The sequence below is a fragment of the Streptomyces sp. NPDC093018 genome (assembly GCF_040684035.1).
Classification (GTDB): Bacteria; Actinomycetota; Actinomycetes; order Streptomycetales; family Streptomycetaceae; genus Streptomyces; species Streptomyces murinus.
This window is the reverse complement of record NZ_JBFBFF010000005.1, coordinates 281,555-295,780: the sequence shown is the minus strand read 5'-3', so window position 1 is coordinate 295,780 and position 14,226 is coordinate 281,555. Positions and strand designations below refer to the sequence as shown.

The window sequence follows — 14,226 nt, the reverse complement described above, 5'->3', positions numbered from 1 at the left end:
ATGGGGCGCTCGCGCATCGCGCGGCGTCCGGGCCGGGCGGCCGTATCGAAGGGGTCGGCTCTTGGGGCCGGTCCGGTGGGCCGATCCACGACTGAGCCGGAATTGGGGAACGGGGCGAAATGGACGCGTACGACGAGGACCCGAGGGCCGCGCGCGGCCCGGCCGGGCCGGCCGGGGCGCGTCCCCCGGAGAAACCAGGAGCCCCGGAAGACCGGGGCGGCCCTGAGAACTCCGGGACACCCGAGATCTCGGGGGCACCTGGGGTCTCGGGGACACCTGAGGTCTCGCGGACACCTGAGAGTTCGGGCACTCCGGAGAGTTCGGAGGTCCCCGAGAGTTCGGAGGCCCCCGGGAATTCGGAGATCCCCGAGAATTCGGCGCGTCCCGAGACCCCGAGGAACCTCGAAGACGTTCCGGGACGCCTTCCGGAGGGCGAGCGCGCCGACGGATCTGCCGAGCGGGAGCCGGACCGAACGCTGCCCGACCGAACGCCGCCCGACCGGACGGCGCCGGGCCTGGCGCCGCTGGACGAGGAGCCGGACCAAGGGATGACGGACCACGAGCCGACCGGCCACGAGCCGACCGGCCACGAGCCGACCGGCCACGAGCCGACCGGCCACGAGCCGACCGGCCACGAGCCGACTGGCCACGAGCCGACCGGCCAGGAGCTGGCGGCCCAGGAGCCGGCGGGCCATGAGCCCCCGACCCACCAGCTCCCGGCGCCGGCCCCCGAGCCCGCCCGCCGCGGTCTCGCCGCGCTCTCCCCCCGCTACCAGGCCGTCGCCGCGCTGGCGGTCGCCGTCATCGGCGTCGGCGTCGGCGTGCACCTGCTGATGGTGTTCCTCAGCATCGCGCCGCAGAACACGGTGTCGAAGCAGCACGGCAAGGCCGTCGAGGCATGGGTCTACCCGGAGTTCGAACAGAACTGGAAGCTGTTCGCCCCCAATCCGCTCCAGCAGAACATCGCCGTGCAGGTACGTGCCGACGTGCGAATGAAGGACGGCAGCGTGCGCACCACCGGCTGGACAGACCTCTCCGCCCAGGACGGCGCCGCCATCAAGGGCAACCCGGCGCCTAGCCACACCCAGCAGAACGAGCTGCGCCGCGCCTGGGACTTCGTCACCGCGACACACACCGCGGACAACCGACCCGTCGGCATGCGCGGCGCGCTGTCCGAGGAGTACCTGCGCCGGATCGCGGTGATGCGCCTGTACCGCACCGACCCGACCAGCCGGAGCGGCGTCATCCAGCGGCTGCAGGTCCGCTCCTGCACCATCAATGTGCAGCCCCCCTCCTGGAGCGGTGAACAGGTGCCCGACAAGCCCGTCTACCGGATGCTGCCCTGGTGGACGGTGAGCGCCGTCGAGGCCGCCGGAGGCGTGCGGTGAACCAGCCTTCTCAGGTCCCCTCGCGCGGGCCCTCCCAGGTCCTCTCGCGCGGGCTCGCCCGTGTCACCGAGGCGGCGCTCGGGCCGTACCAGAGCGCCGTGATCCGGATCGGCTTCGCCGGTACCTGGCTGTTCTTCCTGCTGCGCGAGTTCTCCCACCGCCAGGAGCTGTACGGCCCCGACGGTCCCTGGGACTGGAACATGGGCCGGCGGCTGACCCTGGACAACCACGCCTTCACGGCCCTCATGTGGTCGAGCGGGCAGCTGTGGTTCGAGTGCTTCTACGTGCTCGCGATCTTCGCCAGTGCCGCGCTGCTGCTCGGCTGGCACACCCGTACGGCGTCCGTGCTGTTCATGGTGGGCGTCCTGTCGCTCCAGAACCGCAGCGTCTTCGTCGGCGACGGCGGCGACAACGTGCTGCATCTGATGGCCATCTACCTCGTGTTCACGCGCTGCGGGCAGGTGTGGTCCCTCGACGCGCGGCGCAGGGCGCGCGAACAGCGGCTCCCCACCGACTGGACCGGCCTCGCCCTGTGGACGGTTTTCGGGCTCGTCCTGGTCACGGTGACCGCGTCGGGCTGGCTCTTCGGCAGCGCCTGGCTGATCCCCGTCCTGCTGTGGACGGTGTGGGTGGGTCTCGCCCTGTGGTGGCTGGTCCAGCGGTTCGCGCGCTCCGCCGAGCCGCGGATCCTGCTGGACGTGATCGCCAACGTCCTGCACAACGGGGCACTGGTGGTGATCATGGCCGAGGCGTGCCTGATCTACGCCACGGCCGGCTGGTACAAGATCCAGGGCTCGCGCTGGCAGGACGGCACCGCCGTCTACTACCCGCTGCACCTGGACTACTTCTCGCCCTGGCCCGGTCTCGCCGATCTGATGTCCACCAGCGGCACCATCCTGATGGTCGTGGCGTACGGCACCGTCATCGTGCAGGTCGCCTTTCCGTTCACCCTGCTCAACCGGCGGGTGAAGAACGTGCTGCTGGGGCTGCTGATGCTGGAGCACTTCGTGATCGCGATCGTGCTCGGCCTGCCGTTCTTCTCGCTGGCGATGATCACCGCGGACGCGGTCTTCCTGCCGACGTCCTTCCTGCGCCGGGTCGGCGCCTTCGCCGCCCGCGCCCGGGGACGGTCCGTCAAGGAGGGCGACGAGGACGGTACGGTGCCCGCGCCCCGCACCCCGGAGGACAGCACCCCCGGCCGCGTAGGGTTCACGGCATGACCGACCCGTTGATCCGCTGGCGCGAGCACGCCGCCGGTGCCGTGCTGCTCGACGGCTTCCACGCCCTCAAGCACGCGCTGCGTTTCGGGGCCGAGGTGCCGGTGGCGGTCACCACCGACCGGCGGGCCGCGCTCGCCCTGGCCGAGGAACTCGCCGGGGACGTACGGGGGGCCCTGGACGGCCTGCTCATCGAGGTGCCCGAGCAGACGTACGCCGCGCTCGTGGCCCGCCCGCATCCGACGGGGGTCGCCGCGCTCGCCGTACGACCCGCGCGGGCGGCCCATCTGGAGGCGCTCGCCCGGATGCCGCGCGCCGCACCCGTGGTGGTCCTCGACAACCCCCGCAACCTCGGCAACGCGGGCGCCGTGATCCGGCTGGCCGCCGGTTTCGGGGCGACCGGCGTGGTCACCACCGGCACGCTCGACCCCTGGCACCCCACGGTGGTACGGGGCGGCGCGGGCCTGCACTTCGCGACCGCCGTGGAGCGCCTCGGCGTCGACGAGCTGCCGCCCGGTCCGCTGTTCGCCCTCGATCCCGAGGGCGAGGACATCCGGGGCACCGAGCTGCCCGACGACGCCGTCCTCGCGTTCGGTTCGGAGCGCACCGGTCTGTCGGCGGAGGTACGCGCGCGTGCCGACCATCTGCTGCGGCTGCCGATGCGCCCCCAGGTCTCCAGCTACAACCTCGCCACCAGCGTGGCGATGACGCTGTACCACTGGAGCGCCACCGCGGGCGCACCCGCCGCATAGCCTTCGCGGCCGTCGGAAGAAGAAACCCGAAGAAACCCGCTTCTCACCCGCTTCTCCCGACGGCCCTTTCCGCTCCGCTAGCCCTGGTGGCGCACCTCGACCACCCGGAAGCGGTTCGCCACGAAGGCGCCGTCGCACAGGGCCGCGTTCGCCGCCGGGTTGCCGCCCGAGCCGTGGAAGTCGGAGAAGGCGGCCGTCTGGTTCACGAACACCCCGCCCGTGAGGTTGAAGGACAGCTGGGCGGCCTCCTCCAGGCACACCTCCTCGATGGCCCGCTCCACCTCGCTGTCCGTGGTGTACGCGCCGACCGTCATCGCGCCCTTCTCACGGACCGTGCGCCGCAGCAGCTCCACGGCGTCGGTCACCGAGTCGAGGGCGACGGCGAAGGAGACCGGGCCGAAGCACTCGCTCATGTAGGCGGCCTCTGCGTCCGGCTTGGCGCCGTCCAGCTTGACGATCACCGGGGTGCGCACCACCGCGCCCGGGAACTCCGGGTTGCTGATCTCCCGCGAGGCGAGGGCGACCTCGCCGAGGCCGGCCGCGGCCTCCAGCCGGGCCTTGACGTCGGGGTTGACGATCGCGCCCAGCAGCGCGTTGGCCCGCGCGTCGTCGCCGAGCAGGCCGTCGACCGCGCGGGCGAGGTCGGCGGTGACCTCGTCGAAGGTCTTCGGGCCCTGGTCGGTGAGGATGCCCTCGCGCGGGATCAGCAGGTTCTGCGGGGTGGTGCACATCTGGCCGCTGTACAGGGACAGCGAGAACGCCAGGTTGGACAGCATCCCCTTGTAGTCGTCCGTGGAGTGCACGATCACCGTGTTGACGCCGGCCTTCTCCGTGTAGACCTGCGCCTGGCGGGCGTTGGCCTCCAGCCAGTCGCCGAAGGACGTCGAACCGGTGTAGTCGATGATCCGGATCTCCGGGCGGGTGGCGAGGGCCTTGGCGATGCCCTCGCCGGGACGCTCGGCGGCCAGCGCGACCAGGTCGGCGGCGAAACCGGCCTCGGTGAGCACCTCACGGGCGATCCGCACGGTCAGCGCGAGCGGGAGCACCGCGCGCGGGTGCGGCTTGACCAGGACCGCGTTGCCGGTCGCCAGGGAGGCGAACAGGCCCGGGTAGCCGTTCCACGTCGGGAAGGTGTTGCAGCCGATGACCAGGCCGATGCCGCGCGGCGCCGGCGTGAAGTTCTTGGTGAGCACCAGCGGGTCGCGCTTGCCCTGCGGCTTGGACCACTCGGCGCTCTCGGGGGTGCGGACCTGCTCCGCGTACGCGTACGCCACCGCCTCCAGGCCGCGGTCCTGGGCGTGCGGGCCGCCCGCCTGGAAGGCCATCAGGAAGGCCTGGCCGCTGGTGTGCATGACGGCGTGCGCGAACTCGTGCGTCCGGTCGCTGATGCGCTTGAGGATCTCCAGGCAGACCACGGCGCGCACCTCGGCGCCCGCGTCCCGCCAGGCCGGCTGCCCGGCCTTCATCGCGGGCAGCAGCACATCCAGGTCGGCGTGCGGGTAGCTCACGCCCAGCTCGATGCCGTACGGCGAGATCTCACCGCCCACCCAGTCGTCCGTGCCCGCCTGGCCGAGGTCGAGGCGGGTGCCGAGCAGGGCGTCGAAGGCGGCCTTGCCCGCGGCCGCGTCCAGGCTGCCGTGTTCGCCGTACGCCTTGGGGTGCTCGGGGTGCGGGGACCAGTACGCGCGCGTGCGGATCGCTTCCAGGGCCTGGTCGAGAGTGGGCCGGTGCTTCGCGATCAGCTCGGGGGCGGTCAGTTCGGCGGCCATGCGGGACCAACTCCTCGTCTGGAGAACTCGTCTTCGAGTTCCGGACCTGGCGGAAAGAGCAGCGGGATGGGACGGTCAGGGCTAGAGTAACCGAACGATCGGTCGGTTCAAGGGGGTCCGCCGCATCTGTGGAAAACCCCGTGCGGGAGGATCGCGCACATGACAGCACTCGACCTCAGCAGCCCCGTGGCCGTCGTCGGCACCGGCACCATGGGCCAGGGCATCGCCCAGGTCGCACTGGTCGCCGGCCACCCCGTGCGGCTCTACGACACCGCACCCGGGCGGGCCCGGGACGCGGCCGCGGCGATCGGCGCGCGCCTGGACCGGCTGGTGGAGAAGGGCCGGCTCGACGCCACCGCCCGGGACGCGGCCCGCGCCCGTCTCGAGCCCGCGGAGGCGCTCGCGGAGCTGGCCGACTGCGGCCTCGTCGTGGAGGCCGTGGTGGAGCGGCTGGACGCCAAGCAGCGGCTCTTCGGCGAGCTGGAGGACGTCGTCGGCGAGGACTGCCTGCTCGCCACCAACACCTCCTCGCTGTCGGTGACGGCGATCGGCGGCGCCCTGCGCCGTCCGGGCCGCTTCCTCGGCCTGCACTTCTTCAACCCCGCGCCGCTGCTGCCGCTGGTCGAGGTCGTCTCCGGATTCGCCACCGACGTCACCTCGGCCACCCGCGCGTACGAGACCGCCCGTGCCTGGGGCAAGACCCCGGTGGCCTGCGCGGACACCCCCGGCTTCATCGTGAACCGGATCGCCCGGCCCTTCTACGCCGAGGCGTTCGCCGTCTACGAGGCCCAGGCCGCCGACCCGGCCACCATCGACGCGGTCCTGCGCGAGTCGGGCGGCTTCCGCATGGGCGCGTTCGAACTCACCGACCTGATCGGCCAGGACGTCAACGAGGCGGTGACGCACTCGGTGTGGCGGTCCTTCTTCCAGGACGTGCGGTTCACCCCCTCGCTGGCCCAGCGCCGCCTGGTGGAGTCCGGCCGCCTGGGCCGCAAGGCCGGCCACGGCTGGTTCGACCACGCAGAGGGCGCCGAGAAGCCCGAGCCGCACACCGCCGACAAGGAGCAGCCGCCCGCCTATGTCCTCGCCGAGGGCGATCTCGGGCCCGCCGCCGAACTGCTCGCGCTGATCCGCGAGGCGGGCATCCAGGTCCGCACGGAGGACGGCGACGAGGACGGCCATCTGGAGCTGCCCGGCGGCGGCCAGCTGGTCCTCGCCGACGGCCAGACCTCGGTGGAGTTCCGCGACGTCGTCTACTTCGACCTCGCCCTCGACTACCGCAAGGCCACCCGTATCGCCCTGTCCGCCTCCCAGGACACCTCGCAGACGACCCTCGCCGAGGCCGTCGGCCTGTTCCAGGCGCTCGGCAAGGACGTCAGCGTCATCGGCGACGTCCCCGGCATGATCGTGGCGCGCACGGTGGCCCGGATCATCGACCTCGCCCATGACGCGGTCGCCAAGGGCGTCGCCACCGAGGAGGACGTCGACACCGCGATGCGCCTCGGCGTCAACTACCCGCTCGGCCCCTTCGCATGGGACCGCAGGCTGGGTGACGAGTTCGCCTACGACGTCCTGGACGCGATGCACGAACGCGACCCCTCCGGACGCTACGCGCCCTCCCTCGCGCTCTACCGCCACGCCTACGCCGACGACAAGCGGGAGGGCACCTCATGACCACGCCCCGGCGCGACACCTACACCCCCGAGACGCTGCTCTCCGTCGCCGTCCAGGTCTTCAACCAGCGCGGTTACGACGGCACCTCCATGGAGCACCTGTCCAAGGCGGCCGGCATCTCCAAGTCGTCGATCTACCACCATGTCAGCGGCAAGGAGGAACTGCTGAAGCGGGCCGTCAGCCGCGCCCTGGACGGCCTCTTCGCCATCCTGGAGGAGCCGGCGGCGGGCGAGGGGCGGGCCGTGGAGCGCCTGGAGCACGTCGTGCGGCGCATGGTCGAGGTGCTCATATCCGAGCTGCCGTATGTGACCCTGCTGCTGCGGGTGCGCGGCAACACCGCCACCGAGCGCTGGGCGCTGGAGCGCCGCCGGGACTTCGACCACCGGGTCGCCGAGCTGCTCAAGGCGGCCGCCGCCGACGGGGACGTACGCCCCGACGTGGAGGTGCGGCTGGCCACCCGGCTGGTCTTCGGCATGATCAACTCGATCGTGGAGTGGTACCGGCCGGAGGCCCGCGGCGCCTCGGGCCGCGAGGTGGCCGACGCGGTCGTCCAACTGGTCTTCTCCGGACTGCGCAGGGCTGTCTGACCTTCTGGCGATCTGAGACCCTCTGACGATCCGAGAAAAGCAGCTCACTGATCACAGCTCACTGATCACAGCCTGCTGATCCGGAAAAGGCGGCCTAGGCGTCCGGTTCCAGGTCCTCCTCCTCGAACACCAGCAGCGTGCGGGTGCTCAGCACCTCCGGGATGGCCTGGAGCCGGGTGAGCACCAGCTCGCGCAGTGTCCGGTTGTCGGGTGTGTGCACCAGTAGCAGGACGTCGAAGTCGCCGCCCACCAGCGCGATGTGCGAGGCGCCGGGCAGCTGGCGCAGCTGTTCGCGGACCGTGCGCCAGGTGTTCTGGACGATCTTCAGCGTGATGTACGCCGAGGTGCTGTGCCCGGCCCGCTCATGGTCCACCCGGGCGCCGAAGCCCCGGATCACCCCGTCCTCGACCAGCCGGTTGATACGCGCGTAGGCGTTGGCCCGCGAGACATGGACGCGTTCGGCGACCGACCGTATCGAGGCGCGGCCGTCCGCCTGGAGGATGCGCAGGATGTCCTGATCGATGGCGTCCAGCGGTCGCGCCGGCGGCGGCAGCGCGTCCTGCGCTGTCTCGGCCATTTGTTCAGGTGCCATGTCCCCCCGCTTCATCGCCGTGGACGTCCTGCGTTCATTGCAGGCTGTGGAGAACCGTTTGTCCACAGCCTGGAGGTGCCTGTAGCCAAAATGTGCCGACGACCGAACAATCGGTAGGTGAGACGGGTCACAGCCGACACGTCTCCCGTAGCCGCTCCCACGAGGAGGTGCCGTCATGACGGTTCTGGAGCAGCGGGGCGCGTACCGGCCATCGCCGCCGCCCGCCTGGCAGCCCCGTATGGACCCCGCGCCGCTGCTGCCCGACGCCGAGCCGTATCGCGTCCTCGGCACCGAGGCGGCCGCCAAGTCCGATCCCGATCTGCTCCGCAGGCTGCACGCCCAGCTGGTGCGCGGCCGCCGTTACAACACGCAGGCCACCGCGCTCACCAAGCAGGGCCGCCTCGCCGTCTACCCCTCCAGCACCGGCCAGGAGGCCTGCGAGGTCGCCGCCGCCCTGGCCCTCGAAGAGCGCGACTGGCTCTTCCCCAGCTACCGCGACACCCTGGCCGTCGTCGCCCGCGGGGTGGACCCGGTCGAGGCCCTCACCCTGCTGCGCGGCGACTGGCACACCGGCTACGACCCGTACGCACACCGGGTCGCCCCCCTCTCCACCCCGCTGGCCACCCAGCTGCCGCACGCCGTCGGCCTCGCCCACGCCGCCCGCCTCAAGGGTGACGACGTGGTCGCGCTCGCCATGATCGGCGACGGCGGCACCAGCGAGGGCGACTTCCACGAGGCGCTGAACTTCGCCGCCGTCTGGCAGGCACCCGTCGTCTTCCTGGTGCAGAACAACGGCTTCGCCATCTCCGTCCCGCTCGCCAAGCAGACCGCCGCGCCCTCCCTGGCCCACAAGGCCGTCGGCTACGGCATGCCGGGCCGCCTGGTCGACGGCAATGACGCGGCCGCGGTGCACGAGGTGCTCACCGACGCCGTACGGCACGCCCGCGCGGGCGGCGGACCGACGCTGATCGAGGCGGTCACCTACCGCATCGACGCCCACACCAACGCCGACGACGCCACCCGCTACCGGGGCGACGCCGAGGTCGAGGCCTGGCGCGCGCACGACCCGGTGCGCCTGTTGGAGACGGAGCTGACCGAGCGCGGCCTGATCGACGCGGCCGGCCTGGAGGCCGTACGGGAGGACGCCGAGGCGATGGCCGCCGACCTGCGCGAACGCATGAACCAGGACCCCGAGCTCGACCCGATGGACCTCTTCGACCACGTCTACGCCGAGACCACCGCCCAACTGCGCGAACAGCGGGACCTGTTGCGGGCCGAGCTGGCGGCCGAGCAGGACGGGCCCGACCCGCAGGAAGGCGACCGCCGATGACCACCGTGGCCGTCAAGCCCGCCACCATGGCCCAGGCCCTCACCCGCGCGATGCGCGACGCGATGGCCGCCGACCCCACCGTGCATGTGCTCGGCGAGGACGTCGGCACCCTCGGCGGTGTCTTCCGCGTCACCGACGGACTCGCCAAGGAGTTCGGCGAGGACCGCTGCACCGACACCCCGCTCGCGGAGGCCGGCATCCTCGGCGCCGCCGTCGGCATGGCCATGTACGGCCTGCGCCCGGTGGTGGAGATGCAGTTCGACGCCTTCGCCTACCCGGCGTTCGAGCAACTGGTCAGCCATGTCTCCCGGATGCGCAACCGCACCCGCGGCCGGATGCCCCTGCCGATCACCGTCCGCATCCCCTACGGCGGCGGCATCGGCGGCGTCGAGCACCACAGCGACTCCTCCGAGGCGTACTACATGGCCACCCCCGGCCTGCATGTGGTCACGCCCGCGACCGTCGCCGACGCCTACGGTCTGCTGCGCCAGGCCATCGCCTCCGACGACCCGGTCGTCTTCCTGGAGCCCAAGCGGCTCTACTGGTCCAAGGACACCTGGAACCCCGAGGAGCCGACCGAGGTCGAGCCGATCGGGCGCGCGGTGGTCCGGCGCACCGGCCGCAGCGCCACGCTGATCACCTACGGCCCCTCCGTGCCCGTCTGCCTGGAGGCCGCCGAGGCCGCGCGGGCCGAGGGCTGGGACCTGGAGGTGGTCGATCTGCGCTCCCTGGTGCCGTTCGACGACGAGACGGTCTGCGCCTCCGTGCGGCGCACCGGACGCGCGGTCGTGGTGCACGAGTCCACCGGGTTCGGCGGGCCGGGCGGCGAGATCGCGGCCCGGGTCACCGAGCGCTGCTTCCACCACCTGGAGGCCCCCGTGCTGCGCGTGGCCGGGTTCGACCTCCCCTACCCGCCGCCCATGCTGGAGCGGCACCATCTGCCCGGCGTGGACCGCGTCCTGGACGCCGTGGCCAGGCTCCAGTGGGAGGCCGAGGGCTGATGGCACAGGTGCTGGAGTTCAAGCTGCCCGACCTCGGCGAGGGACTGACCGAGGCGGAGATCGTGCGCTGGCTGGTCCAGGTCGGTGACGTGGTCGCCGTCGACCAGCCGGTGGTCGAGGTCGAGACGGCCAAGGCCTCGGTCGAGGTCCCCTGCCCCTACGGCGGCGTGGTCACCGCCCGCTATGGCGAGGAGGGCGCCGAACTCCCGGTCGGCGCCCCGCTCCTGACGGTCGCGGTCGGCGAACCGGACGGGAAGTCCGCGGCCGGCTCGGGCAATGTCCTGGTCGGATACGGCACGTCCGAGGCGCCGGGCCGGCGCCGCAGGGTGCGCCCGGTGGCCCTGACCGGTGGCGGCGCGAGCGGAAACGGTGCCGCGGGCGCGCATGCCGCGGTGAACGGCACCAAGGCGGCGAGTCCCGGTGTGAACGGCACTGCCGCCGCGCCGGTTTCGAGCCTGCCCGCCACCGCCCTGCCGTCCGACGGCCCGGTGCCCGTGATCTCCCCGCTGGTCCGCAGGCTCGCCCGCGAGGGCGGACTGGATCTGCGGCGACTGGCGGGCTCCGGCCCGGACGGGCTGATCCTGCGCGCCGACGTGGAGCGCGCCCTGCGGGCCGGAGCGGGTCAGGGCGGCGGTCGTACGGCCGAGGCCCCCGTCGCGGCCGTGTCCGTCGCGGCCATGCCCGTCCAAGCCGTGGCGTCGGCCTCGACGCCCGCCTCGGTCCCCGGCGAGGTGCGTGTTCCGCTCAAGGGCATCCGCGGTGCCGTCGCCGACAAGCTGTCCCGCAGCCGCCGGGAGATCCCGGACGCCACCTGCTGGGTGGACGCCGACGCGACGGAACTGATGCGCGCCCGCGCCGCGATGAACGCGGCGGGAGGCACGAAGATCTCCCTCGTCGCGCTGCTCGCCCGTATCTGCGCCGCGGCCCTCGCGCGGTTCCCGGAGCTGAACTCCTCGGTCGACACCGAGGCCCGCGAGATCGTCCAGCACCCGTATGTGCACCTCGGGTTCGCGGCGCAGACCGAGCGCGGACTGGTCGTGCCGGTCGTCCGGGACGCCCACACCCGCGACGCGGAGTCGCTGACCGGCGAGTTCGCCCGGCTCACCGAGGCGGCCCGCGCCGGGACGCTGACCCCGGGCGAACTGACCGGCGGCACCTTCACGTTGAACAACTACGGGGTCTTCGGCGTGGACGGCTCCACACCGATCGTCAACCACCCCGAGGCCGCCATGCTGGGTGTCGGCCGGATCGTCCCCAAGCCGTGGGTGCACGAGGGCGAACTGGCCGTGCGCCAGGTCGTCCAGCTCTCGCTCACCTTCGACCACCGGGTCTGCGACGGCGGCACGGCGGGCGGCTTCCTGCGGTACGTGGCGGACTGCGTGGAGCAGCCGGCGGTGCTGCTGCGCACCCTGTGACCCGCCGGGTCTCGGTCATCCCTCGGTTCCCTGTGATCGGCCCGGCCCGCATACTCGGGGAGTGACCGACAACGCCACCGCCGGGCCGGCGGCCACCGCGGCCGCCCTCGGAGCCGCCGCGGCACCCCTGCCGTACGACGCCGTCGTGCTCGCCGGAGGCGCCGCGCGGCGGCTCGGCGGGGCCGACAAACCCGGCGTCCGGGTCGGCGGCCGGGCGCTGCTGGACCGGGTGCTCACGGCCTGCGCGGACGCTCGTACGACCGTCGTCGTGGCCGCGCCCCGGAGCACCGCCCGCCCGGTGCGCTGGGCCCGCGAGGAGCCGCCCGGCGCGGGACCGGTCGCCGCGCTGGCGGCCGGGCTGCGGCACATCACGGCCGAACACGCCGTCGTCCTCTCCGCCGACCTGCCCTTCCTCCGAGCGGACACGCTGCGGCGGCTGCTGACCGCCCTCGGCGAGAGCGGCGCCGACGGCGCGCTGCTCACCGACGCCGACGGCCGCGACCAGCCCCTGGTCGCCGCGTACCGCACCGCCGCGCTGCGCCGTGAACTGGACGCCCTCGCCGCCGCGCACGACGGCCTCACCGGGCTGCCGCTGCGCCGGCTCACCGGCGCCCTCCGCCTCACCCGTGTCCCGGACCCGCACGCGTCCTTCGACTGCGACACCTGGGACGACATCGTCAACGCCAGGGCACGCATCAGGGAGCATGGGCACGTGTTGGATGAATGGATCTCCGCAGTCAAGGACGAGCTGGGCATCGACCTGGACGTCGACACGAACGTCCTGCTCGACCTGGCCCGGGACGCCGCGCACGGGGTCGCCCGGCCCGCCGCCCCGCTGACCACCTTCCTCGTCGGCTACGCCGCGGCCCGGGGCGAGGGCGGTCCCGAGGCCGTCGCCGAGGCCGCCCGCAAGGCCGCCGCGCTGGCCCTGCGCTGGGAGGAAGAGGCGGCGGGGGCCGGCGAGAGCGGGGGCCCGAGCGCCCCGGACGCCGGATGACCGCGCCCGGCCTCCGCGACGGGGCACCCGTGGAGGACAGCGACGACCTCGATGTCGAGGAGGCCCTGGCCCTCGTGAGGGAAGCCAAGGACGACGGCACCGGCCCGGCCCGGGACCCGCGGTCCGCCGAGCCGCACCGCCATGCCCCGGCCGAACGGCACCGCGCCACCCCCTGGCCCCAGGCCCGCGAGATCGCCGCCCGCGCCGCCCGGGCCACCCGCGCGCCCCGGCCCGCCACCCCGTCATCTTCATCGGCCCCCCGCCGCACCCCCCTCTCCGTCCCCCTCGGCGACGCCCTCGGCCTCGTCCTGGCCGCGCCCCTCGACGCGCTCAGCGACCTGCCCTCCTTCGACACCTCCGCGATGGACGGCTTCGCGGTCGCCGGACCCGGGCCCTGGACGGTGCGCGAGGAGGGCGTGCTCGCCGGGCACGCCCAGCCCGCGCCGCTCACCGACGGCGAGGCGGTCCGCATCGCGACCGGTGCCCGGATCCCCGCCGACACCACCGCCGTCCTGCGCACCGAGCACGGCCGCACCGATGCCCAGGGCCGGCTGCACGCCGCCCGGGACATGGTCCACGGCCAGGACATCCGCCCGCGCGGCCAGGAGTGCCGCAACGGCGACCAGTTGCTGCCCGTCGGCACCCAGATCACCCCGGCCGTCCTCGGCCTGGCCGCGGCCGCGGGATACGACACCGTCACCGTCGTCCCCCGGCCCCGGGCCGAAGTCCTCGTCCTCGGAGACGAGTTGCTGGCCGAGGGGCTGCCGCGCGAGGGACTGATCCGGGACGCGCTCGGCCCCATGCTGCCGCCCTGGCTGCGGGCGCTCGGCGCCGAGGTCGTCGCGGTGCGCCGGATCCGCGACGACGCCAAGGCCCTGCACAAGGCGATCACCGCCTCGACGGCCGACCTGGTCGTCACCACCGGGGGCACCGCCGCCGGACCCCACGACCACGTCCACCCCACCCTGGAACGCCTCGGCGCCGAACTCCTCGTCGACGGCGTGAAGGTGCGCCCCGGCCATCCCATGCTGCTGGCCCGTACCAAGGACGACCAGCACCTCGTCGGCCTGCCCGGCAATCCCCTCGCGGCCGTCTCCGGCCTCGTCACGCTCGCCGAGCCGCTGCTGCGCACCCTCGCCGCCCGCCCCGCCCCCGAGCCGTACACACTGCCGCTGACGGAGCCGGTGCACGGGCACCCGTACGACACCCGGCTCGTCCCCGTGGTGCTGCGCGGCGACCGCGCCGTACCGCTGCACTACAACGGCCCGGCCATGCTGCGCGGCATCGCCGCCGCCGACGCGCTGGCCGTCGTACCCCCGGGCGGGACCCGGCAGGGTGCGGAGACGGAGCTGCTGGACCTGCCCTGGACGACCGCGGGGATCGGGGTATGTTTCACGTGAAACGTGCGGACAGCGACACACCCGGCACCCTCGACGGCACCCCCGACGCCACCGGGATTCCGCAGGACGACACCCTCACGGCGGACGAACGCCCGGTCGACAAC

The 14,226-nt window shown here is 73.2% G+C and carries 12 protein-coding genes; 10 read left to right on the top strand and 2 right to left on the bottom strand.

Features of this window, described 5'->3' with window-relative positions; translation table 11 throughout:
- Positions 1 to 548: 548 nt before the first annotated feature.
- From AB0N90_RS14615 to AB0N90_RS14605, 3 genes are read left to right on the top strand one after another with little or no spacing between them, the layout of a single operon-like run.
- Complete coding sequence (locus tag AB0N90_RS14615; RefSeq protein WP_365196326.1) at positions 549 to 1,388, top strand: DUF5819 family protein; 840 nt, start codon at positions 549 to 551, stop codon at positions 1,386 to 1,388.
- Entirely contained in the window at positions 1,385 to 2,608 is a 1,224-nt protein-coding gene (locus AB0N90_RS14610; RefSeq protein ID WP_365196323.1) for an HTTM domain-containing protein, read from the top strand. The genes AB0N90_RS14615 and AB0N90_RS14610 overlap by 4 nt, the downstream gene beginning before the upstream one ends.
- Positions 2,605 to 3,357, top strand: coding sequence for a TrmH family RNA methyltransferase (locus tag AB0N90_RS14605; RefSeq protein WP_365196320.1), 753 nt, complete (start codon positions 2,605 to 2,607; stop codon positions 3,355 to 3,357). Before AB0N90_RS14610 ends, AB0N90_RS14605 begins: the two co-directional genes overlap by 4 nt.
- A gap of 77 nt (positions 3,358 to 3,434) precedes the next feature.
- Here AB0N90_RS14605 and paaN read toward each other — a convergent pair whose 3' ends face one another.
- Positions 3,435 to 5,126: a phenylacetic acid degradation protein PaaN gene (gene paaN / locus AB0N90_RS14600; protein ID WP_365196317.1), complete on the bottom strand. Its 1,692-nt coding sequence runs from the start codon at positions 5,124 to 5,126 to the stop codon at positions 3,435 to 3,437.
- A gap of 159 nt (positions 5,127 to 5,285) precedes the next feature.
- Here paaN and AB0N90_RS14595 point away from each other — a divergent pair, with 159 nt between their 5' ends.
- Both AB0N90_RS14595 and AB0N90_RS14590 read left to right on the top strand, forming a co-directional pair.
- A complete protein-coding gene (locus tag AB0N90_RS14595; RefSeq protein WP_365196314.1) occupies positions 5,286 to 6,800 on the top strand; it encodes a 3-hydroxyacyl-CoA dehydrogenase in 1,515 nt (504 codons plus the stop codon).
- Positions 6,797 to 7,387 carry a TetR/AcrR family transcriptional regulator gene (locus AB0N90_RS14590; protein ID WP_365196311.1) on the top strand — a complete coding sequence of 197 codons (591 nt, stop codon included), beginning with the start codon at positions 6,797 to 6,799 and terminating at the stop codon, positions 7,385 to 7,387. The genes AB0N90_RS14595 and AB0N90_RS14590 overlap by 4 nt, the downstream gene beginning before the upstream one ends.
- A gap of 94 nt (positions 7,388 to 7,481) precedes the next feature.
- Here the strand turns inward: AB0N90_RS14590 and AB0N90_RS14585 are convergent, their stop codons facing one another.
- Positions 7,482 to 7,964 carry an Lrp/AsnC family transcriptional regulator gene (locus AB0N90_RS14585; RefSeq protein WP_085565670.1) on the bottom strand — a complete coding sequence of 161 codons (483 nt, stop codon included), beginning with the start codon at positions 7,962 to 7,964 and terminating at the stop codon, positions 7,482 to 7,484.
- Positions 7,965 to 8,154: 190 nt separating this feature from the next.
- Between AB0N90_RS14585 and pdhA the strand changes: the two genes are divergently transcribed.
- The 5 genes from pdhA to AB0N90_RS14560 all read left to right on the top strand — a co-directional run bounded on the left by pdhA (position 8,155) and on the right by AB0N90_RS14560 (position 14,122).
- Positions 8,155 to 9,309, top strand: a complete 1,155-nt coding sequence (pdhA, locus tag AB0N90_RS14580; protein WP_365196308.1) for a pyruvate dehydrogenase (acetyl-transferring) E1 component subunit alpha — start codon at positions 8,155 to 8,157, stop codon at positions 9,307 to 9,309.
- Positions 9,306 to 10,310 carry an alpha-ketoacid dehydrogenase subunit beta gene (locus tag AB0N90_RS14575; protein WP_046418318.1) on the top strand — a complete coding sequence of 335 codons (1,005 nt, stop codon included), beginning with the start codon at positions 9,306 to 9,308 and terminating at the stop codon, positions 10,308 to 10,310. The genes pdhA and AB0N90_RS14575 overlap by 4 nt, the downstream gene beginning before the upstream one ends.
- On the top strand, positions 10,310 to 11,725 hold the full coding sequence (locus AB0N90_RS14570; RefSeq protein WP_365196305.1) for a dihydrolipoamide acetyltransferase family protein: 1,416 nt from the start codon (positions 10,310 to 10,312) through the stop codon (positions 11,723 to 11,725). The genes AB0N90_RS14575 and AB0N90_RS14570 overlap by 1 nt, the downstream gene beginning before the upstream one ends.
- A 127-nt stretch (positions 11,726 to 11,852) precedes the next feature.
- A complete protein-coding gene (locus AB0N90_RS14565; protein ID WP_365196730.1) occupies positions 11,853 to 12,722 on the top strand; it encodes an NTP transferase domain-containing protein in 870 nt (289 codons plus the stop codon).
- Entirely contained in the window at positions 12,719 to 14,122 is a 1,404-nt protein-coding gene (locus AB0N90_RS14560) for a molybdopterin molybdotransferase MoeA (protein WP_365196304.1), read from the top strand. Before AB0N90_RS14565 ends, AB0N90_RS14560 begins: the two co-directional genes overlap by 4 nt.
- Positions 14,123 to 14,226: the final 104 nt, after the last annotated feature.

Coding starts and splice junctions, on each gene's coding strand:
- AB0N90_RS14560 (WP_365196304.1), top strand. CDS start 12,719: ATGACCGCGCCCGGCCTCCGCGACGGGGCACCCGTGGAGGACAGCGAC.
- AB0N90_RS14595 (WP_365196314.1), top strand. CDS start 5,286: ATGACAGCACTCGACCTCAGCAGCCCCGTGGCCGTCGTCGGCACCGGC.
- AB0N90_RS14605 (WP_365196320.1), top strand. CDS start 2,605: ATGACCGACCCGTTGATCCGCTGGCGCGAGCACGCCGCCGGTGCCGTG.
- AB0N90_RS14575 (WP_046418318.1), top strand. CDS start 9,306: ATGACCACCGTGGCCGTCAAGCCCGCCACCATGGCCCAGGCCCTCACC.
- AB0N90_RS14615 (WP_365196326.1), top strand. CDS start 549: ATGACGGACCACGAGCCGACCGGCCACGAGCCGACCGGCCACGAGCCG.
- pdhA (WP_365196308.1), top strand. CDS start 8,155: ATGACGGTTCTGGAGCAGCGGGGCGCGTACCGGCCATCGCCGCCGCCC.
- AB0N90_RS14585 (WP_085565670.1), bottom strand. CDS start 7,964: ATGGCCGAGACAGCGCAGGACGCGCTGCCGCCGCCGGCGCGACCGCTG.
- AB0N90_RS14570 (WP_365196305.1), top strand. CDS start 10,310: ATGGCACAGGTGCTGGAGTTCAAGCTGCCCGACCTCGGCGAGGGACTG.
- paaN (WP_365196317.1), bottom strand. CDS start 5,126: ATGGCCGCCGAACTGACCGCCCCCGAGCTGATCGCGAAGCACCGGCCC.
- AB0N90_RS14590 (WP_365196311.1), top strand. CDS start 6,797: ATGACCACGCCCCGGCGCGACACCTACACCCCCGAGACGCTGCTCTCC.